The 18129-nt window shown below is 70.7% G+C and carries 17 protein-coding genes; 13 read left to right on the forward strand and 4 right to left on the reverse strand.

Features of this window, described 5'->3' with window-relative positions; translation table 11 throughout:
- Nucleotides 1-38: 38 nt before the first annotated feature.
- On the forward strand, nucleotides 39-677 hold the full coding sequence (locus QQA12_RS00410) for a tetratricopeptide repeat protein (protein ID WP_054662163.1): 639 nt from the start codon (nucleotides 39-41) through the stop codon (nucleotides 675-677).
- Nucleotides 678-828: 151 nt separating this feature from the next.
- Nucleotides 829-1950 (forward strand): hypothetical protein, encoded by a 1122-nt coding sequence (locus QQA12_RS00415; protein ID WP_233324889.1) that lies wholly within the window; start codon nucleotides 829-831, stop codon nucleotides 1948-1950.
- 12 nt (nucleotides 1951-1962) lie between these two features.
- On the opposite strand, the gene QQA12_RS00420 is transcribed toward QQA12_RS00415, so the two are convergent.
- On the reverse strand, nucleotides 1963-3444 hold the full coding sequence (locus QQA12_RS00420) for an AAA family ATPase (protein WP_056932538.1): 1482 nt from the start codon (nucleotides 3442-3444) through the stop codon (nucleotides 1963-1965).
- Between the two features lie 130 nt (nucleotides 3445-3574).
- On the opposite strand from QQA12_RS00420, the gene QQA12_RS00425 reads away from it, so the two are divergent.
- The 7 genes from QQA12_RS00425 (at nucleotide 3575) to QQA12_RS00455 (ending at nucleotide 8678) form a co-directional block, all read left to right on the forward strand.
- Entirely contained in the window at nucleotides 3575-4207 is a 633-nt protein-coding gene (locus tag QQA12_RS00425; protein ID WP_054668550.1) for a ParA family protein, read from the forward strand.
- A 20-nt stretch (nucleotides 4208-4227) separates the two neighbouring features.
- Nucleotides 4228-4704 carry a histidine phosphatase family protein gene (locus QQA12_RS00430; RefSeq protein WP_054662172.1) on the forward strand — a complete coding sequence of 159 codons (477 nt, stop codon included), beginning with the start codon at nucleotides 4228-4230 and terminating at the stop codon, nucleotides 4702-4704.
- 143 nt (nucleotides 4705-4847) lie between these two features.
- On the forward strand, nucleotides 4848-5420 hold the full coding sequence (locus tag QQA12_RS00435; RefSeq protein WP_082595107.1) for a YceI family protein: 573 nt from the start codon (nucleotides 4848-4850) through the stop codon (nucleotides 5418-5420).
- Nucleotides 5417-7375, forward strand: a complete 1959-nt coding sequence (locus tag QQA12_RS00440; RefSeq protein ID WP_226050813.1) for a phospholipase D family protein — start codon at nucleotides 5417-5419, stop codon at nucleotides 7373-7375. Before QQA12_RS00435 ends, QQA12_RS00440 begins: the two co-directional genes overlap by 4 nt.
- A 68-nt stretch (nucleotides 7376-7443) precedes the next feature.
- Nucleotides 7444-7656, forward strand: a complete 213-nt coding sequence (locus QQA12_RS00445) for a DUF2945 domain-containing protein (RefSeq protein ID WP_226050812.1) — start codon at nucleotides 7444-7446, stop codon at nucleotides 7654-7656.
- A gap of 1 nt (nucleotide 7657) precedes the next feature.
- Nucleotides 7658-8203, forward strand: a complete 546-nt coding sequence (locus tag QQA12_RS00450; RefSeq protein WP_226050811.1) for a DUF488 domain-containing protein — start codon at nucleotides 7658-7660, stop codon at nucleotides 8201-8203.
- A 55-nt stretch (nucleotides 8204-8258) separates the two neighbouring features.
- Complete coding sequence (locus QQA12_RS00455; RefSeq protein ID WP_056932542.1) at nucleotides 8259-8678, forward strand: hotdog fold thioesterase; 420 nt, start codon at nucleotides 8259-8261, stop codon at nucleotides 8676-8678.
- A gap of 27 nt (nucleotides 8679-8705) precedes the next feature.
- Here QQA12_RS00455 and QQA12_RS00460 read toward each other — a convergent pair whose 3' ends face one another.
- A complete protein-coding gene (locus QQA12_RS00460; RefSeq protein ID WP_226050810.1) occupies nucleotides 8706-11282 on the reverse strand; it encodes an EAL domain-containing protein in 2577 nt (858 codons plus the stop codon).
- Between the two features lie 124 nt (nucleotides 11283-11406).
- On the opposite strand from QQA12_RS00460, the gene QQA12_RS00465 reads away from it, so the two are divergent.
- From QQA12_RS00465 to QQA12_RS00480, 4 genes are all read left to right on the forward strand, one after another.
- Complete coding sequence (locus QQA12_RS00465; RefSeq protein WP_056932544.1) at nucleotides 11407-12198, forward strand: lysophospholipid acyltransferase family protein; 792 nt, start codon at nucleotides 11407-11409, stop codon at nucleotides 12196-12198.
- Between the two features lie 113 nt (nucleotides 12199-12311).
- The gene (locus tag QQA12_RS00470; RefSeq protein ID WP_182212887.1) at nucleotides 12312-13340 is read left to right on the forward strand and encodes an alpha/beta fold hydrolase; all 1029 of its coding nucleotides are present in this window, start codon (nucleotides 12312-12314) and stop codon (nucleotides 13338-13340) included.
- Between the two features lie 78 nt (nucleotides 13341-13418).
- Complete coding sequence (locus QQA12_RS00475; protein ID WP_226050809.1) at nucleotides 13419-15488, forward strand: tetratricopeptide repeat protein; 2070 nt, start codon at nucleotides 13419-13421, stop codon at nucleotides 15486-15488.
- A gap of 64 nt (nucleotides 15489-15552) precedes the next feature.
- Nucleotides 15553-16164 (forward strand): YbhB/YbcL family Raf kinase inhibitor-like protein, encoded by a 612-nt coding sequence (locus tag QQA12_RS00480; protein WP_226050808.1) that lies wholly within the window; start codon nucleotides 15553-15555, stop codon nucleotides 16162-16164.
- 70 nt (nucleotides 16165-16234) lie between these two features.
- On the opposite strand, the gene QQA12_RS00485 is transcribed toward QQA12_RS00480, so the two are convergent.
- Nucleotides 16235-17047, reverse strand: coding sequence for an META and DUF4377 domain-containing protein (locus tag QQA12_RS00485; protein WP_226050807.1), 813 nt, complete (start codon nucleotides 17045-17047; stop codon nucleotides 16235-16237).
- A 127-nt stretch (nucleotides 17048-17174) separates the two neighbouring features.
- Nucleotides 17175-17969, reverse strand: a complete 795-nt coding sequence (locus tag QQA12_RS00490; protein ID WP_054668555.1) for an undecaprenyl-diphosphate phosphatase — start codon at nucleotides 17967-17969, stop codon at nucleotides 17175-17177.
- Nucleotides 17970-18129 lie beyond the last annotated feature (160 nt).

The following is an 18129-nucleotide window of genomic DNA, read 5'->3' on the forward strand; positions in this document are numbered from 1 at the left end:
TCGGACCTTGCTGGAACATGAATGATGGGGATTGCAACATGCAGGTGATAAGGGGCGTGGCCGGTGGCCTGATGCTGCTGGCCGGCCTGTTCTGTTCGACGGCGTGGGCACAAGGGATGCCGAAGATCGCCGAGTTCTATTTCGATGACGATGTCGCGGCCAGGCCGGTGCACGCGCTGCCGCCGGATCAGCCGGAGCTGGTCGAGCAGTTGATGAAACTGCGCGAGCGCGGCCGCAAGGGCGTGGAAGCCACGATCCAGCTGGCCGGCGTCGCCTATGCCGAGAACCGGGTGGAAATCGGCGAGAAGCTCTACCAGGAGGCATTGGCCGCCGTTTCGGAGAGTTCGTCGCAGGCCCGCGGCATCCGCTGGAACCAGGGCTGGAGCCTGTACCGCCACGGTGATGCCGAGGCGGCGCTGCAGCAATGGAGCGCCGCCGCGCAGGCCACCCGCGGCAACGTCGCATGGGTGCCGCCAACGCTGGCGCTGGCGCTGTGGACGCTGGGCCGCCGCGATGAAGCCGTGCAGTGGTACGCGGCGGCGGTGCGGACCGAGCCGCAGCTCTGGAACGACCCGGCGCGCTTCGCCCAGTTGCTGCCGGCATGGACGGACGAGGAGCGCGCGCGCCTGGCCGAAGTGCAGCGGGCCTGGGCTGCCAATCCGCCGGCCTGGCCCTGAGCCACGCCGGCAGGGTGCGGGGAGCGGCGGGATACCCGCACGGCCCGCATCCGCACGAGCAATCGGGCGTCCCCGCCCTCGCGGGACTCGGGCATCGGGATCGGTACAACGGGTGCTGGATCGACCAGGGAGCGGGGCGATGAGATACCGGATGGCGATGTTTTTCCTGCCGGTCCTGCTGGCAGCCTGCACGGTGGGCATCCGGCCGGAATTCACCCAATCGTTCGTGGACGCCAACCGTGGATTGGACGACGACGCATGGTCGGCGGCGTATTCGCCGCAGATGGGGCTGTTGGCGGTCGGTCGTGACTCGGGCCGGCTGGAGCTCTGGGATGCGCGCAGGAAGGATGTGCGCATCGCGCTGCAGGCCCATGAACTGCGTACCCAGGACATCACCTTCGGTCCTGCCGACGGGATCGTGATCAGCCGCTCCAGCTTCGGCAACGTCGAGGTCGGCGACATCGTCCAGTACGAGAACGGGCCAAAGGTCTGGGACGCCCGTAGTGGCGAATTGCTGCATGCCTTCCGCGAGGAGCACTGGAAGCCGGGCGCGGCTTCGGCCACGCCACTGCGCGGCCTGTACCTGCTGGCCAGCTACGACGAACTGCACATCTATGACCATGCCAGCCGCGCGCTGGTCGGCGCGCCGTTGCGGGTGCCGGGGGATGGCGGCGTGACCTGCCTGGACTGGGACGAGGCCTCGGGCCTGATCGCCGCCGGCACCGACAAGGGCGTGGTGCTGCTCCTGCGCCTGCAGCGCGACGCGGCCATCCCGCGGCTGGAGGTCGTGGACCGTCATGCCGCCCATGCGCCGGGGCCGCGCAACGACATGCTGGCGGTGATGTTGCTCGACAAGGGCACCCGGCTGGTGACGGTACAGCGCTCACCCGTGCGGGCGCAGGCGCTGCACGACGATGTGCCGCCCCTGTACCAGGGCCTGCAGCACGAGACCGTGCGCTGGAACCTGGCCGGCTGGCAGCGCGAACATGTCTATTCCAGTTCGCTTGTGGGCCTGCACCAGGCCGGCTTCACCCGCGGCGAGGATTGGCTGGTACTGGCCGGTGTGGCGGGTGGCAGCGCCCGTATCGAGGGCAAGATCGAGCTGCTCGATCTGCGCGGTGGCGTGGCCTGGCTCTACCAGGCCAACACCACCCATGCCACTGCCGTACTGCTGCCGCCGGCGCGCGAGGGGTTGGTGCTGCGGCATGGCCGTGCCACGCGCGTGAGGTATCTGGACCAGGCCGGGTCGGTGCCCTGGTCGCCGCCGCGCTGAGCGCGGCCCGGCTCACCCGGCCGGTACCGTGCGCCCGCGTGCCCAGTCGCGCAGCGCCTGCACCTGCTCGGCCATCAGCACCGACAGCGGCCGCGTGCTGCGGATCTCGGCCATCAGCAGGTCGGTGTCCAGCGGCCTGCGCTCGGCATACGCGGCGTACAGGCCGGCGACCACCGCCTGTTCGATCTCGGCGCCGGAAAAGCCATCGGCAGCGGCGGCCAGGGCGGGCAGGGCGAAGCCCTCGGCGTCCAGTCCACGTTTGTCCAGGTGCAGGCGCAGCAGCTCCACGCGGGTGTCGGGCGTGGGCAGGTCGACGAAGAAGATCTCGTCGAAGCGGCCCTTGCGCAGCAGTTCGGCCGGCAGCTCGTGCACCTGGTTGGCGGTGGCGACGATGAACACCGGCGCCTTGCGCTCGGCCATCCAGGTCAGCAGGTAGCCCAGCACCCGGCGCGAGACGCCGCCGTCCTCGCCGCTGCTGGCCAGGCCCTTCTCGACCTCGTCGATCCACAGCACGCACGGCGCCAGCTGTTCGGCCGAGGCCAGCGCGTCGCGCAGGTTCTTCTCGGTTTCGCCGTGGTACTTGTTGTACAGCGTGGCGAAGTCCAGGCGCAGCAGCGGCACGCCGAAGCCCGCCGCGGTGGCCTTGGCCAGCATCGACTTGCCGCAGCCCTGCACGCCGAGCAGCAGCATGCCGCGCGGCGGATCCAGCCCGGGCGGCGCATCGCCGGCGACGAACACCGCCCTGCGCTGTTCGATCCAGCGCTTGAGCCGCGTGGCACCGGCCACCTCGCCGAAGCGCGCGCTGTCGTATTCGTAGTGCAGGTGGCCGCTGCGGTTGAGCAGTTCGAACTTCAGCCTGGCCAGTTGCGGCAGGTCGTCGGCACGCAGCGCGCCGTCGGCGTAGATCAGCTGGCGGGCGATGCGGCGCGCGTCGGGCAGGCTCAGGCCCTGCAGGTTGCGCAGGATCTGCCGCACCGCGTCCTGGTCCACCTCCACGCGGCGGCCGCCGTTGTCGCCGGCGTAGGCGGCCGCTTCCTCGCGCAGCATCTTCAGCAGCGCGTTGGCGTCGGGCAGGCGCGGATTGAAGCGGGTGGCCAGCGCCTCCAGTTCGGCCGGCAGCTCGACCTTGGTGCCGACCAGCACCAGCACGTGCGGCTGGCTGTGCCGGCGCTGCACGATGTCGCGCAGAAGGCGCTGGTGGCTGGCGTAGCCCAGGTAGGGGTGGAAATCGAGCAGCAGGTAAATGCCCCGCTGCTCGGCCTCCTGGATCATCCGCAGCGCCGAGCTGGCGTCGGGCGGCCCGACGGCGTCGTCTTCGCGGTCCATGTCGATGCGGCGCAGGCCCTCGGTGATCGACCAGCGGTACAACGCCCGCCACACGTGCATCAGCGCCTGCCGGAACAGGTCCACCACGCGGGCCTCGTCCGCGGTTTCAATGACGATCAGCGGGGTATTGGCGCGGATCAGCGCGGTCAGGTCCTGCAGTTCGCTCATGGTGGCTCCGGTGTGGGTCGCCACGATAGCAAAGCATCCCGTCCCGGCAGGGGTGTCCTCACGCGCCGACTACCGCGGCCGTCGCGCGCCGGTGTACGCTGCGGGCAGTCCCGCGCAAAACGAGGCGTGCATGAAGACGATCCTGGTGGCCGGTTCCAAGGGCGGTGTGGGCAAGAGCACCATCGCCACGCACCTGGCCGCGCATGCGGCGCTGCAGGGCAGGGCGACGGTGATCGCCGATGCCGACCCGCAGGGGTCGAGCACGCGCTGGGCGGAGCGCCGCGCCGGCCTGGACAGTGCCGTGCTGCCGGTGGATGTCCACCGCAGGAAGTCCTGGGAGAAGCACATCCCCGATGGCGCCGAGGAGGTGATCATCGATGCCCCGGCAGGTGCGCTTGCGGACGATCTCGAGCATTTCCTGGACGTGGCCGATGCGGTGGTGGTGCCGGTGTTGCCGTCGGCGCTGGACATCGAGGCCATCGTCGGTTTCCTGAACAGTCTGGCCAGGGTCAAGCGCGTGCACTCGCGCGCGCTGCCGGTGGGCCTGGTGCTCAACCGCACCAAGCCGTGGACGCAGACCTCGCAGCAGGCGCGGCAGATGCTGGCGCAATGGCCCTACGAGGTGGTCGCGCAGCTGCGCGACAGCCAGAGTTACGTGGTCATGGTCGGCCTGGGCCGCAGCCTGTTCGACTACCACTCCGCCCAGGTCCGCGAACACCAGCAGGACTGGGAGCCGCTTCTGAAATGGTTGAACAAGGTCTGACCCGGAGCTAATGAATCCTCATGCGTGAACTGATCCTGCTGCGACATGCCCATGCCGAGCCGGCCGACAATGGCCTGGCCGATATCGATCGCCCGCTTTCCCCGCATGGCCTGGCCGAAGCCGAGGCGGCCGGTCGCTGGCTGCTGGAGCAGCGGCTGGTGCCGGACCGGGTGCTGTGCTCGCCGGCGCGGCGCGCCCGAGAGACGCTGGAGGCGGTGCTGTCGCTGACCGGCTACGTCGAGCAGCGCCTGGAGGAGCGGATCTACGACGCCACCCCCGGCACCTTGGCCGCGCTGGTGGACGAGCACCGCGAGGTCGAGCGCCTGCTGCTGGTCGGCCACAACCCGGGCATGGAGCGGCTGGTGGCGCTGATGCACAGCGGCCAGTCCGGCGACTACCGCGGCATGCCCACCGCCTCGGTCGCGGTGCTGTCGCTGCCGATGGCCGCGGCCATCGAACCGGGCATCGCCCGCCTGGCTGCCTTCTGGTGGCCGTGAGCCGATGATCCCGTTGCGTCGACGGTGCCGGCACGCCACGCCCGCCAGGGCGGGACGCATGCCCGGTGGCATGAGCCGCAAGCCGGCCGGGCGCGCGTGCGTGGCCGCGCGCCGTCCCGGGGCCGTGGACAGGGACTGAACGCATGCGGTGGGTGCGTTGCGGACTGCTGCTGAGCTGGCTGGCGGCGACGGGCACGGCGGTCGCGGCGCCGCAGCCGCTGCAGTTCGATACCACCCATTCGCGCTTCGGTTTCGAGATCCGTACCCGCTTCGGGCAGCGGATCGAGGGCCAGTTCCCGCGCTTCGACGGCTGGATCACGGTGCTGCCCGACGGCCGCCACCAGGTGCGCCTGCGCATGTTCACCCAGTATGTCGAGATTCCCGGCAAGCCGCGCTACACCGGCTGGATGCGTGGCGAGGATTTCTTCGACGCGCAGCGCCACCCGCTGGTCGAATTCGAGTCCGATCCCTACGACCCGGACATCGTCGAGCGCGGTGGCAGCGTGGAGGGGCGGTTGACCATCCGCGGCATCAGCCGGCGCGAGGTGCTGCACCTGGAACAGCCTGAATGCGCCAGGCCGGGCTATGATTGCGACCTGGTAAGCCGGGGTACCGTCCAGCGCGGTCGTTACGGCATGGACAGCTGGCAGTTCGCCCTGGGTGACCGTGTGACCTTCATATTGCGTACGCGCCTGTTGGGCGCCTCCCAGCCGTGAACCTGCTGCTGCGCCTGCTGCTGCTCGGCATGGCCCTGCTGGCCGGCGGCTGCGCGTCGCTGTCCGCGCAGCAGCGCGACCGCGCGCAGGGCATTGCCGTATCTGCGCGCCCGACCGCCCTGGACTGCGACCGTCCCGACCGCTGCGCACTGCGGTCGCCGCTGCGCGCGCTTGGCGCCCAGGCCATCGCCGACTCCGCCGCCGCCGGCGCGCCGCGGCACTACGCCACGATCCTGGACGAGGGCGAACTGTCGCTGGTGGCGCGGCTGAACCTGATCCACAGCGCCAGCCGCAGCATCGACCTGCAGACCTATATCTTCGATACCGACGACAGCGCCCGCATGATCATCGATGCGCTGCTGGACGCCGCCCGCCGCGGGGTCAGGGTGCGGGTGCTGATCGACCAGCTCTCGGCGATCTCCGACGTGCAGATGCTCGCCGCGCTGTCCGGCGCGCACGCCAACTTCGAGCTGCGCATCTACAACCCCGCGTTCGGCAAGGCCAAGCTCAATTACTTCGACTACGCCGGCAGCGTGCTGTGCTGCTTCCGCCGCTTCAACCAGCGCATGCACAACAAGTTGCTGGTGGTCGACGGGGTGGTCGGGGTGGTGGGTGGCCGCAACTACCAGGACGACTATTACGACTGGGACCGCGAGTACAACTTCCGCGACCGCGACGTGGTGGTGGCCGGGCCCGAGGCGCGCGAGATGGCCGCCAACTTCCAGGCGTTCTGGGACGCGCCCCGCAGCGTGCCGGCCGAGCGCCTCAACGATGTCGGCCGCACCCTGCTGCGGAACGGCGTGCCGGCAATGCCCGCGGCGCATTTCCGGCGCCCGGAGCGGGTGGCACGCGCAGCGGCCGAGGCCGCTGACCCGGCGTTCGTCACCGAGGCGTTCGTCGACACCACGCTGCCGGTGCGCTCGGTGGCCTATGTCGCCGACCTGCCGCGCAAGCACCGCGGCGACCCGCTGCCCAACGCCACCGAACCGCGGCTGGACACGCTGATCGCGGGCGCGCAGTCCGAAGTGCTGCTGCAGACCCCGTACCTGGTCCTGTCCGAGCCGGCGCAGCAACTGTTCAAGGACCTGCGCGCGCGCCCGCAACCGCCGCGCGTGGTGGTGTCCACCAACAGCCTGGCGGCGACCGACAACCCGATCGTCTATGCGATGGCCTACAAGTACAAGCGCCGCAACCTGCGCGTGCTGGGCTTCGACATCTACGAGTACAAGCCATTCCCGCTGGATGCGCCGGTGGCCCCGGACAACCTGTTGTCCGCGGCGCTGGACGACACGCAGGTACCGCCACCGCCGCACCGCCTGATCGGGGCAAGCGCGGCCGGCAGCAACGTGCGCGGCAGCGGCTCCGGGCGGCGCGCCGGTGCCGACGGCAGCGAGGTCGAGCGCGAAGTGCTGCGCACCGAGACCCGGCCCTCGTTCCTCGGCAGCAAGGCGGCCAACCGCCCGCTGCCGGTCACCCGCCGCGGCGCGCGCATGGGCCTGCATGCCAAGTCGCTGGTGGTGGACCGCCGCATCGGCGTGGTCGGCACCCACAACTTCGATCCGCGCAGCGAGAACTACAACACCGAGGGCGCGGTGATCATCGACGACCCGGTATTCGCCGAGCAGCTGGCGCAGAGCATCCTGCGCGACATTTCGCCGGACAACGCCTGGGCAGTGGCGCCGCGCGAGAAGGCGCCGGTGCTGTCGGGCCTGAACTACAGCCTGGGCAAGGCCTCCGAGGCGCTGCCTATCCTCGATGTCTGGCCGTGGCGCTATGCCACCAACTACGCGTTCCAGCCTGGACCGGAATGCCCGCTGCCGCTGTCGCGGCACGACCCGGATTTCCGCCGCTGCTACGCGCCGGTGGGCGACTTTCCCGAGGTCGACGTCGGCCCGAAATGGCTGCTGGTGCGCATGCTGACCGCGTTCGGCGCCGGGCTGGTGCCGATCCTGTAGCGCGCACACGGTGCGTGGACGCGGCTTCGGTTGCAATGGGCGTCCCCCTGCCTGCACCGAGGACGACCATGCACCGCGCCTTCAAGGTCGGCGACCACGTGCGCTGGAATTCCGAAGCCGGCCACGTCACCGGCCATGTCATCCGAGTGCATATCCGCGACACGCCGTACAAGGGCCACGTGCGCCGTTGCAGCGAAGACGACCCGCAGTACGCGATCCGCAGTGACCACAGCGACCACATCGCCATGCACCGCGGCGCGGCACTGGAGAAGATCGGCTGACATGAGTGGCGCCGTCACCGTCTGGACCATCGGCCACTCCACCCGCAGCCAGGACGACTTCCTCGCGCTGCTGGCCGGCTACGGCATCCAGGCCGTGGCCGATGTGCGTCGTTTCCCGGGTTCGCGGCGCCATCCGTGGTTCGCCGGCCAGACCCTGGCGCAGACCCTGCCGGCGGCGGGCGTGGAGTACCTGTGGCTGCCGCAGCTGGGCGGGCGTCGCCGCGTGCAACCCGGCTCACCCAACGGTGGCTGGCGCAATGCCGCCTTCCAGGGCTACGCCGATCACCTGGACAGCGCCGAGTTCGCCAATGGGCTGGCGCGGTTGCTGGAACTGGCCGTGCGCCGCCGCACCGCGCTGATGTGCGCCGAAGCGCTGTGGTGGCGCTGCCACCGCCGGCTGATCGCCGACCAGCTCAGCGTGCACGGCATCGGGGTACGACACATCCTCGATGCCGGCCACGCACCGGCACACGTGCTCACCGCCACTGCGCGCGTGGTCGATGGCCGGCTGCGCTATCCGCCGGCGCAGGACGATCTGTTCGCCTGACTCGGGGCGGCGCGCGGCGCCGTAAAATGGCATGCATCCCACACCGGTCATCGCCATGGCTTTCCGCGCCCCCGTTTCGCTGGATGAACTCAACCGCCTCAGTCGCGGCACCCTGATCGAGCACCTCGGCATCGTCTTCACCGGCGCCGGCGAGGACTGGCTGCAGGCGACCATGCCGGTGGACGAGCGCACCCGCCAGCCCTACGGGCTGCTCCACGGCGGTGCCTCGGTGGTGCTGGCCGAGACCCTGGGCAGCAGCGCCGGCAACCTGTGCGTGGATACCGCCAGCCAGGTCTGCGTGGGGCTGGAGATCAACGCCAACCACCTGCGCGCGGCCCGCACCGGCGTGGTCACCGGCACCGCGCGCGCGCTGCACGTCGGGCGCACCACCCAGGTCTGGGAAATCCGCATCGAGAACGAGGCCGGCAAGCCGGTGTGCATCTCGCGCCTGACCCTGGCGGTGGTGCCGGCCTGACGCGCCCCCGGGCGCGATGCCGCCGGCCTACGCGTGCGCGAACGCGGTGTCCGCCAGGCGTTCGTGGATCCACGTTTCCAGTTCGTGCGCGGGCAGTGCCGGGGTGAAGTGGTAGCCCTGGGCGATGCCGTAGCCCTGCTCGCCGAGCATGCGCAGCTGTTCGACGCTTTCCACGCCCTCGGCGACCACCGTCAGCCGCAGGCTCTGGCCGATGTGGGCGATGGCGCGGGTCAGCGCGCTGGCCACCTCGTCGTTCTCGATGCCGCGCACGAAGCTGCGGTCCAGCTTGAGTTCGCTGATCGGCAGCAGGCGCAGGTAGCTCAGGCTGGAATAGCCGGTGCCGAAGTCGTCCATCGACAGGCGCACGCCCAGCGCGTGCACCGCATGCAGCGTGCGCAGGGTGCTGGGGTCGGTGTCCAGCAGCACGTCCTCGGTGATCTCCACCTTCAGGTCGTCCGGCGCCAGCGCTTCGTGCCGCAGCACCTGCTCGATGCGCAGCGGCAGTTCCAGGTCGTGGAAGTCGGTCGGCGACAGGTTCACCGCCACCGAAGGCACCTGCAGCCCGGCACGCCGCCACCGTGCCAGCTGCGCGCAGGCCTCCTCCAGCACCCAGTGGCCGATATCGCCGATCAGCCCGCATTCCTCGGCCAGCGGGATGAACTGCATCGGCGGCACGTCGCCCAGCCGCGGGTGCCGCCAGCGCGCCAGCGCCTCCACCCCGCGCAGGCGGCCGTCGCCGATGCCGACCTGCGGCTGGTAGTGCAGGTGCAGCTGGCGCTGTTCGACCGCCTCGCGCAGCGCGGTTTCCAGCGCCAGCCGCTCCTGCGCGTTGTGGTCCATCTCGCGCGAATAGAACCGGGCGCCGTTGCGGCCGCTGTTCTTGGCCTGGTACATGGCTACGTCGGCGTGGTGCAGCAGGGTCTCGGTGTCGTGGCCGTCGTGCGGGAACATGCTGATGCCGACGCTGGCCGACGGCCGGATCTGCACGTCGTCCAGCTGCAGCGGCAACGACAGCCGGCGCAGGATGCGCTCGGCGCGTTCGCCGGCGGATTGCGCGTCGCAGGGGTTGAGCACCATCACGAACTCGTCGCCGGACAGGCGGCCGACGATGTCCGCCGGCCCGGCCTCTTCCTGCAGGCGGTGCGAGACCGCGCGCAGCAGCTGGTCGCCCCCGGGGTGGCCGAACGAGTCGTTGATCTGCTTGAACCTGTCCAGGTCGATGAACAGCACCGCCAGCGCCTGTTCGGAGGCGGCGGCCGCGGCGATCGCCTGGTCGGCCTGGGCATGCAGCAGGTTGCGGTTGGGCAGGCCGGTGAGGTCGTCGTAGAAGGCCAGCCGGCGGATGCGGTTGCGGGCCTCCTCGCGCTCCAGCGCCAGCGCGCACAGGTGCACGATGACGTCCACCAGGCGGCGGTGGAAGGCATCGGGATCGTGCGGGCGGCGGTAGTAGAAGGCGAACGTGCCCAGCACGCGGCCGTCGCTGGCCTTGATCGGCGTGGACCAGCACGCCGCCAGGCCGTGGGCCAGCGCCATGTGGCTGATGCCCTGCCAGTTCGGGTCCAGCGTGATGTCGCGCGCCACCACCGTCTGCCCGGTATGCGCGGCGGTACCGCAGCTGCCCACGCCGGGCCCGATCGGGATGCCGTCCACCTGTCGCGTGTAGGCCTCCGGCAGGCTGGGCGCGGCCAGCGTGCGCAGCCGCCCATCCTCGACCCGCAGCACCGAGCACAGCACCTGCGGCGCGATCTGCTCGACGTCGCGGCACATCATCTGCATCACCTCGCTGGTGGGAACCTCGCGCACCAGCGCATCCAGCATCCGGTGCTGCAGTACCTCGTGGACCTTGGTGTGGGTGATGTCCATCAGCACGATGACCAGGTTGGCCAGCGCGCCGTAGTCGTCGAAGATCGGGTTGATGCTGATCGCGCACCACAGCGGGTGGCCGTCGCGGCAGGCCACGCGCTCGTCGCAGCACACCGGCTCGCCGGCCAGCAGGCGTGCGGCCTGGGCCAGCGTCGTGCGGCGCCGGGCGCGGTCGGGCACCAGCAGCGCGGCGACGTGGCGGCGCAGGACCTGGCTGGCATCGAAGCCGAACAGGCGGCAGAAGCCCTTGTTCAGATGCACCACGCGGCCGCGCGCGTCGGTGATCAGCACCGCGCTCTGGGTCTCGTCGAAGCCGAGCGACAGCAGCCGCTCGCGCTCCTGGCGCTGGCGCCGGGTGGTCACGTCGCGGATGAAGGCCATGTGCAGCTGGCCGTCCACGGCCGGGGTCCGCGCCAGCGACACGCTGATCCAGCGGGTCTGCCCGTCCTTGCGCACCATCTGCACGTCGCGCGGCTGGCTGGCCAGTTCGCGCACGCGGTTGGCCGACCCCGGATGCAGGTCGCTGTCGTAGCGTTCGCGCATGACCTCCGGGGCCAGGAAGCCCAGGTTGCGCCCCGCCACCTCGTCGCGTGACCAGCCGGACAGGGCTTCCATGGCCTTGTTGAAGTACACGATGCGGTTCTGGCCATCGAACACGATCACGCCGCTGTCGACCTGCTCCAGCGCCGCCGACAACAGCGGCAGCATGTCCCCGGCCAGCGACCGCGATAACCGCTCCATGTCCACGCTCCCCTGTAGGCGTGAGCGGATTTATACCGCTTTGCCCGCGGCTCGGGGTGAGGAGCCCGGCAGGCCCCCTGCCATGTGCTGGCGGAAGCCGGACCGCATCCGGTATCTTGCGCGGATGACTTCCCCCCGTCCCGCCCGCCAGGGCAGCGTGGCGCGTGCGTTCCGCTATCTGTACCGCGTGCCGCTGCTGCTGGTCCACGTCGTGGTTTTCCTGCCGCTGATCCTGCTGCTGATGGCGCCGCCGTTCGGCCGCCTCGGTGCAGCCAGCGATCCGCTCGAACACAAGGTGGTGCGCTGGTGGTCCGGCGGCCTGATGTGGATCTTCGGCTTCCGCCTGCAGCGCACCGGCCAGCCGTTGCCGGGTGCGGTGCTGTTTGTCGCCAACCATGTCGGCTGGGTCGACATCAGCATGATCCACAGCCAGAAGATGGTCGGCTTCGTGGCCAAGCGCGAGATCGCCGGCTGGCCGCTGGTGGGCTGGCTCGCCACCCGTGGCCACACCATCTACCACCAGCGCGGCAACACCGAGTCGCTGGGCGGGGTGATGGAGGAGATGGCCAAGCGCCTGCGCGAGGGCCGGCCGGTCGCGGTGTTCCCGGAAGGCCGCACCCGCGGCGGCCACGAGGTCGGCCCCTTCCATGCGCGGATCTTCCAGGCGGCGGTGGAAACCGGCGTGCCGGTGCAGCCGGTGGCATTGCGCTACGGGGTGCGCGGCGACGCCCAGACCCGGGTCGCATTCGCGCCGGGCGAGAGTTTCTTCGGCAACTTCCTGCGCCTGCTGGGCGAACCGGCGCGGCGTGCCGAAGTGCACTTCCTGGAACCGATCGCCAGTCACGACCTTGAAGGGCGCCGGCGCATCGCCGAGACCTCGCGCGCGCGCATCATCGCCGCGATGGAAGGCCCGTAACGGCGTGTTTGCGTGGCGCGCGCCCCGCAGCTGTGGCCAGCCGTGAGCGCCTGCCGGCCCACGGCGGCGGTTCACGCCCTCTCCCGCCGGGGGAGAGCAGCATGAGCACCATGTTGAGCGTCGCCCATTACCAGCCGCCGCCGTGGCTGCGCAACCCGCACCTGCAGTCGATGCTGGCGTCCAGCGGCGTGCGCCTGCGCCGTGGCCAGCAGCTGTTGGCGTCCAGCGGCGCGGTCACCGGCGAACTCATCCTCGACGGTGGCGACGGCGTGCGCCTGCAGGCCTGGCACAGCCGCCTGCCGGGCAATGCACCGGTTGGCCTGGCGCTGCTGCTGCACGGCTGGGAGGGCAGCGCCGAGTCCAGCTACATGCGCATGACCGCCGCGCGCATGCTCGAGCAGGGCTTCGACGTGGTGCGGCTGAACTTCCGCGACCACGGCAACACCCATCACCTCAATCCGGGGATCTTCCATTCCTGCCGCATCGGCGAGGTGGTGCATGCGGCCGGCGACCTGGCCAGCCGCTTCCCGGGGCTGCCGCTGGTCGCTGCGGGGTATTCGCTGGGTGGCAACTTCGTGCTGCGCCTGGCCCTGCACGCGCCGGCCGCCGGCGTACCGCTGCGCCACGTGGCCTCGGTGTGCCCGGTGCTGGACCCGGCGCAGACGATGGACAGCATCGAGCGCGGCCCGGCGATGTACGACTGGTACTTCCGCCGCAAGTGGACCGGCTCGCTGCGCCGCAAGCGCGAACTGTTCCCGGAGCTGGCCGACTGCGACGATGCGGTGTTGAGGCTGGGGATCCGCGCACTGACCGGCTGGCTGGTCGAACGGCATACCGCCTTCGCCACGCTGCAGGACTACTTCGACGGCTACTCCATCGCCGGCCAGCGCCTGTCCGCGCTGCAAGTGCCGGCCGACATCCTGATGGCACGCGACGATCCGGTGATCCCGTTCACCTCCTTCCGCCACTGGCGCCTGCCGGTGCACGCGCGGCTGGAGATCGCGCGCTGGGGCGGCCACTGCGGCTTCATCGAGAACCTGCGCGGTGACGGCTTCTCCGAGCGCTGGGTGGCGCAACGGCTGGCGGCCGCGGTGGGCGCGAGGCAGGCCCCGGGCGATGCCGTGCCCGCGCTCGGCTCCTGACGCTGCGGACGGCGGACCGGGCGCGGGTGCCGGGCAGAGCCCGGCTACAATGGCGTTTTGCGCCTACGCCGGACTGCCATGCAAGACACGATCATCAACGCCCTGCGCCGCAACGCCACCGACGAAGCCGTGGCCGCGGCCCGGCAATGGGTTGGCGCCGAACCGCAGCAACCGCAGGCCCACCGCTGGCTGGCGCTGGCCCTGCAGCAACAGGGTGATGCCGCCGCCGCCCTGGCCAGCCTGGAACAGGCCCTGGCGCTGGCGCCGGACGACGCCGACCTGCACCTGCAGCATGCCGGCCTGCTGCTGGCCCAGCGCCGCATCGAGGCTGCCGGGCAGGCACTGGAGCGCACCACCGCGCTCAATCCCAACGAATTCTCCGCCTACCTGATGCAGGCGCACCTGGCGTTGGCCCGCGAGGACATCGACGAGGCCGAGCGCCTCGGCCGCATGGCCGCGCGGGTGGAGCCTGACAGCCCGGAGCTGGGCGCCATCGAAGGCATGGTCGCGCTGCGCCGCGGCGACGCGGACCGCGCGCTGGCGGTGTTGTCGGCCGCCAGCCAGCGCCTGCCCGATGACCCGCGGGTGCTCTACGCGCTGGGCTTCGCCTATCTGGCCAAGGACCTGCTGGCCTTCGCCGAGCAGGCGTTCCGGCGCGTGCTCGAACTGAGCCCGTCCAACCACGCCCTGCGCGGCCTGCTGGTGCAGCTGGCGCTGCGCCAGGGCCATGCCGACCGCGCCGCCGAAGTGATGCGGCAGGTGCTGGCCACCCCGCAAGGCGACAGCCCGGGCATGCGCCGCCTGGCCGGCGAGCTGGAACTGGCCTCCGGCCAGCCATTGCAGGCGCTGGAGTACCTGCACCCGCTGCTGGCGGAGCTGCCCGGCGACCGCGCCACGCTGCAGATGCTGCTGGTGGCCTGGCAGCGGCTGGGCCGCGAGGACGAGGCGCGCACCGACCTGGACGCGGCGTTGGCCCTGCACCCGCAGCTGCACGACCTGTGGCTGGCACGGCTGGCGGTGGCGCCGGTCGGCAGCCCGGAAGCGGTGGAGGTGGTCGAACGCTGGCTGGCGGCGATGCCCGGGCATCTGTCGGCGCTGGAGGCGCGCATGCGCCTGCACGACATGAACGAGGAAGCCGATGCCGCCGAAGCGGTGGCGCGGCGCATCGTCGCGCTGGAACCGGGCCGCGTCAGCGGCGAGCAGCGCATTGTCGAGGCGCTGCTCGCGCGTGAGCCGGCGGCGGCCATCGCCCACGTGCAGGCCCTGATCGACAGCGCCCCGGAAGCGGCGCATCCGGAACTGCGGGTCTGGCTGGGTGCGGTCCAGGATCGTGCCAACGAGCCGGCCGCGGCGCTGGCCACCTGGTTGCGCCTGCACGACGAACTCGCGCCCTCGCGCCTGCCGCTGCCGCCGCAGGCCAAGGCCCCGGCCCAATGGCCGGCGCTCGGCGAGGTTGCCCAGGACAACCCGCTGCGACCGCTGTTCGTCTGGGGCGCGCCGGGTTCGGGCGTGGAGCGCGTGGTGACGGTGATGGCCGCGGGCAGCCAGGTGCTGCGCAGCGACCGCTTCGGCCCGAACCCGCCGGACGATGCCTTCCAGAACTTCCATACCCTGCAGCATCTGGCCGACGACACCCTGAGCCCGGCGCAGTTCGTGCAGCAGTGGCGCGATGCCCTGCCCGGACGCGGCATCGCCGACGGCAACGTGATCGACTGGCTGCTGTGGTGGGACAACGCCCTGCTGTGGGCGCTGCGCCCGCAGCTGCCGGAGGGCCGCCTGGTGGTTGCCGTGCGCGACCCGCGCGACATGCTGGTCGAATGGCTGGCACTGGGTGCGCCGGCGCCGCTGGCGCTGACCTCGGCCGACGAGGCCGCGCGCTGGCTGGCGCGTGCGCTGGAACAGGTGGCCGACCTGCACGAGCAGGATCTGTATACCCACCTGATCCTGCGCGTCGACGACGCGGTCAACGACCCGGCGGCGATGGGCGAGCTGCTGGAGCAGGCCTTCGGCCTGCGCTTCCCGCCGGTGCGCAGCCTCGGCCCGGCCACCATCGAGGCCGGCCACTGGCGCCGGTACGCGCAGGTGCTGGCGGCCGAGTTCGCGCACCTGGCCCCGGTCGCCGCGCGCCTGGGTTATCCGCAGGCCTGAGCACGCGATCCACCCGTAGTGGCAGGCGCCGGCCCGGGTCGGCGCCTCACCTGAGGAGAAGGCAATGAAACTGAGCAGCCAGAGTTTCGACAATGGCCGGCCGATCCCGGCCGGATTCGCCGCCGGTGACGCCGATGGCTTCGCCGGCAACCGCAATCCGCAGCTGGCGTGGAGCGAGGTGCCGGAAGGCACGCGCTCGTTCGCGCTGGTATGCGTGGACCCGGATGCCCCGACCGTGCCGGAACTGGTCGGCCGCGACGACGTGAGCATCCCGCTGGCGCAGCCGCGCGGTGACTTCATCCACTGGGTGATGGTGGACATTCCCGCGTCGCTGCGCGAGATCGCCGCCGGCAGCTGCAGCGAGGGCTTCACCGCGCGCGGCAAGCAGCTGCCGCCGGGCCCGGCCGGTGCCCGCCAGGGCGTGAACGACTACACCGCCTGGTTCGCCGGCAACCCGGACATGGCCGGGGTCTATCGCGGCTACGACGGCCCGTACCCGCCGTTCAACGACGCGCGCGTGCACCGTTACTTCTTCCGCCTGTTCGCGCTGGACGTGGAACGGCTGCCGGTGGAAGGCGACTTCAGCGCCGCCGACGCGTACCGCGCCATGCACGGCCATGTGCTGGCCGAAGCGGCGCTGCACGGCACCTACACGCTCAACCCGGCGCTGGCGTGACCCCGCAGGATGAAAAAAGAAGGGCGCCGCGCGGCGCCCTTCGTCGTTTCCGGGATGCGGCGAAGCCCGGTTACTTCTTCGCCGTTTCCGAGCTGACCACCATGTCCAGCACGTACGCCTGCGAAGACGCGTCGGCCGGCGGGTTCTTCACCGCATAGCGCTTGACCCGCAGCACGTTGCGCACGCCGTCCTGGTGGCTGTAACCCTCGATGCCGTCGTAGAAGTTGGCGAACTCGCCGCGCTTGCCCTGCTCCAGGCCCTTGTCGTCGTACTGCACCTCGCGCACCTGCAGGCACTGCTTGTCGGGGATCAGCGGGTGCGGGCACGGCCTGGTCTGCGCATCCACCTCGAGGAACACGGTCTCGCCGGGGCCGCCGTAGCGGGTCTCGGCGGTGGGTTCGCCGCGGAAGCGCAGCACATCGCCGGCGGCATTGCCCAGGACGAGCGTGGACGCGTCGAGCTGGCTGACCTTCAGCGTGCCTTCCAGGCGCTGGCCCACGGCCTGGTCCAGTGCCATCAGCGCCGGGTCGGCGCAGGCCATCATCGTCGATGCCATGCGCGAGACACTGAGCTGGTCACCGGCCAGGGTATAGCCACCGCCCATGCGGTTGCAGGTGTTGTCCACCGCCAGGCGGCCATCGGCAAAGTCCAGGGTGACCGGCTTGTCGGCGCGCGCGAACAATGCATCGATGCGCTTGCCGGCGCTGTCGGTGGCGGTGTCGAGCACCCAGTGGTTGGCGCCAAGCTGCGCGCCGTCGACCGGTGCGGCGGCGGCCGGCGCGGTGCTGGCCGGCGGTGTTGCATCGGCCGGGGCCGGGGCGGGGGTGTTGTTGCAGGCCGTCATCAGGGCGACGGGCAGGGCCAGCAGCAGGATGCGCTTCATGGGGTACTCCTTGGCAAGCGGGTGGAAAGGGCGGATGGAAACAGGCGCATGCAGCGGCATGCTGCCATCGTGCCAGCGATGCAAACGCATGGCGCCGGCCGCCGGGGTTGCCGGCGGCTTTCCGCATTCAGTGTCCAGCAGGCAGGAACAGCAGCAGTGCGGCGCCCAGGGCCATCCTGTATACAGCGAAGCCCGTGAAGCGATGGTGCTTGATGTAGCCCAGCAGCCACTTCACCACCACGAAGCCGGTCACCACGGCGGCGGCGAAGGCGATGCCGACGTCGCTCCATGCCTCGTGCGCGAGCTGGCCATGGCGGGCCAGCTCGAAAAATGCGTAGCCGCTGGCGGCGAACATGGTCGGGATGCCGACCAGGAACACGAATTCGGCGGCGGACGAGCGCCGGCTCAGGCCCAGCAGCATGGCCAGGAAGATCGCCGCGGCCGACCGCGAGGTACCGGGGAACACGCCGGCCACCACCTGCGCCAGGCCCACGCCGACGGCGACTTTCCAGGTGACGGTGTCGCGGTCGGGCAGGCGTGCGGCGAAGCGTTCGGCCAGCAGCATCCACACGCCGCCGAAGACCAGCGCCCAGGCTATCGGGGTGACGGTTTCCGGCAGCTGCCAGCCGGCCATGCGTACCGGCAGGCCGACCGCCGCGGTCACCAGGAACGCGGTGGCCAGCTTGAGCACGTAATCGCGGTTGCCCGGTTCGTGCAGGCCGGTGGCCAGCGACCACAGCCGCTGCCGGAACACCAGGGCGACGGAGAGGATGGCGCCGGCCTGGATGACGATGTTGAAGAAGTCCGAGCGGTGGCCCAGCCAGCGTTCGGCGATCAGCAGGTGGCCGGTGCTGGAAACGGGGAGGAATTCGGTGAGGCCTTCGAGGATGCCAAGCAGCAAAGCGGAAATCGGGTCGGACATGAGCATGGACGGGCGAATGACCGGCAAAGCATAGAGCATCGCCACGCATGCACTTGCATGGTGCGTGACTGGGGTTCATGCACCTGATTGGTGCATCACGGCCGGGTACAGGCCGGTGCAGCGCTTTGAAAACAATGGGTTGCCTGCCTCCGGAAGTTGG

The organism is Stenotrophomonas sp. 17(2023) (assembly GCF_030345315.1).
Lineage (GTDB): Bacteria > Pseudomonadota > Gammaproteobacteria > Xanthomonadales > Xanthomonadaceae > Stenotrophomonas > Stenotrophomonas acidaminiphila.

Excerpts from the sequence above, each read along its gene's own strand:
- QQA12_RS00420 (WP_056932538.1), bottom strand. The coding sequence starts at position 3,444 with ATGAGCGAACTGCAGGACCTGACCGCGCTGATCCGCGCCAATACCCCG.
- QQA12_RS00430 (WP_054662172.1), top strand. The coding sequence starts at position 4,228 with ATGCGTGAACTGATCCTGCTGCGACATGCCCATGCCGAGCCGGCCGAC.
- QQA12_RS00465 (WP_056932544.1), top strand. The coding sequence starts at position 11,407 with ATGACTTCCCCCCGTCCCGCCCGCCAGGGCAGCGTGGCGCGTGCGTTC.
- QQA12_RS00480 (WP_226050808.1), top strand. The coding sequence starts at position 15,553 with ATGAAACTGAGCAGCCAGAGTTTCGACAATGGCCGGCCGATCCCGGCC.
- QQA12_RS00435 (WP_082595107.1), top strand. The coding sequence starts at position 4,848 with ATGCGGTGGGTGCGTTGCGGACTGCTGCTGAGCTGGCTGGCGGCGACG.
- QQA12_RS00490 (WP_054668555.1), bottom strand. The coding sequence starts at position 17,969 with ATGTCCGACCCGATTTCCGCTTTGCTGCTTGGCATCCTCGAAGGCCTC.
- QQA12_RS00460 (WP_226050810.1), bottom strand. The coding sequence starts at position 11,282 with ATGGAGCGGTTATCGCGGTCGCTGGCCGGGGACATGCTGCCGCTGTTG.
- QQA12_RS00475 (WP_226050809.1), top strand. The coding sequence starts at position 13,419 with ATGCAAGACACGATCATCAACGCCCTGCGCCGCAACGCCACCGACGAA.
- QQA12_RS00415 (WP_233324889.1), top strand. The coding sequence starts at position 829 with ATGGCGATGTTTTTCCTGCCGGTCCTGCTGGCAGCCTGCACGGTGGGC.
- QQA12_RS00445 (WP_226050812.1), top strand. The coding sequence starts at position 7,444 with ATGCACCGCGCCTTCAAGGTCGGCGACCACGTGCGCTGGAATTCCGAA.
- QQA12_RS00450 (WP_226050811.1), top strand. The coding sequence starts at position 7,658 with ATGAGTGGCGCCGTCACCGTCTGGACCATCGGCCACTCCACCCGCAGC.
- QQA12_RS00485 (WP_226050807.1), bottom strand. The coding sequence starts at position 17,047 with ATGAAGCGCATCCTGCTGCTGGCCCTGCCCGTCGCCCTGATGACGGCC.
- QQA12_RS00410 (WP_054662163.1), top strand. The coding sequence starts at position 39 with ATGCAGGTGATAAGGGGCGTGGCCGGTGGCCTGATGCTGCTGGCCGGC.
- QQA12_RS00425 (WP_054668550.1), top strand. The coding sequence starts at position 3,575 with ATGAAGACGATCCTGGTGGCCGGTTCCAAGGGCGGTGTGGGCAAGAGC.
- QQA12_RS00455 (WP_056932542.1), top strand. The coding sequence starts at position 8,259 with ATGGCTTTCCGCGCCCCCGTTTCGCTGGATGAACTCAACCGCCTCAGT.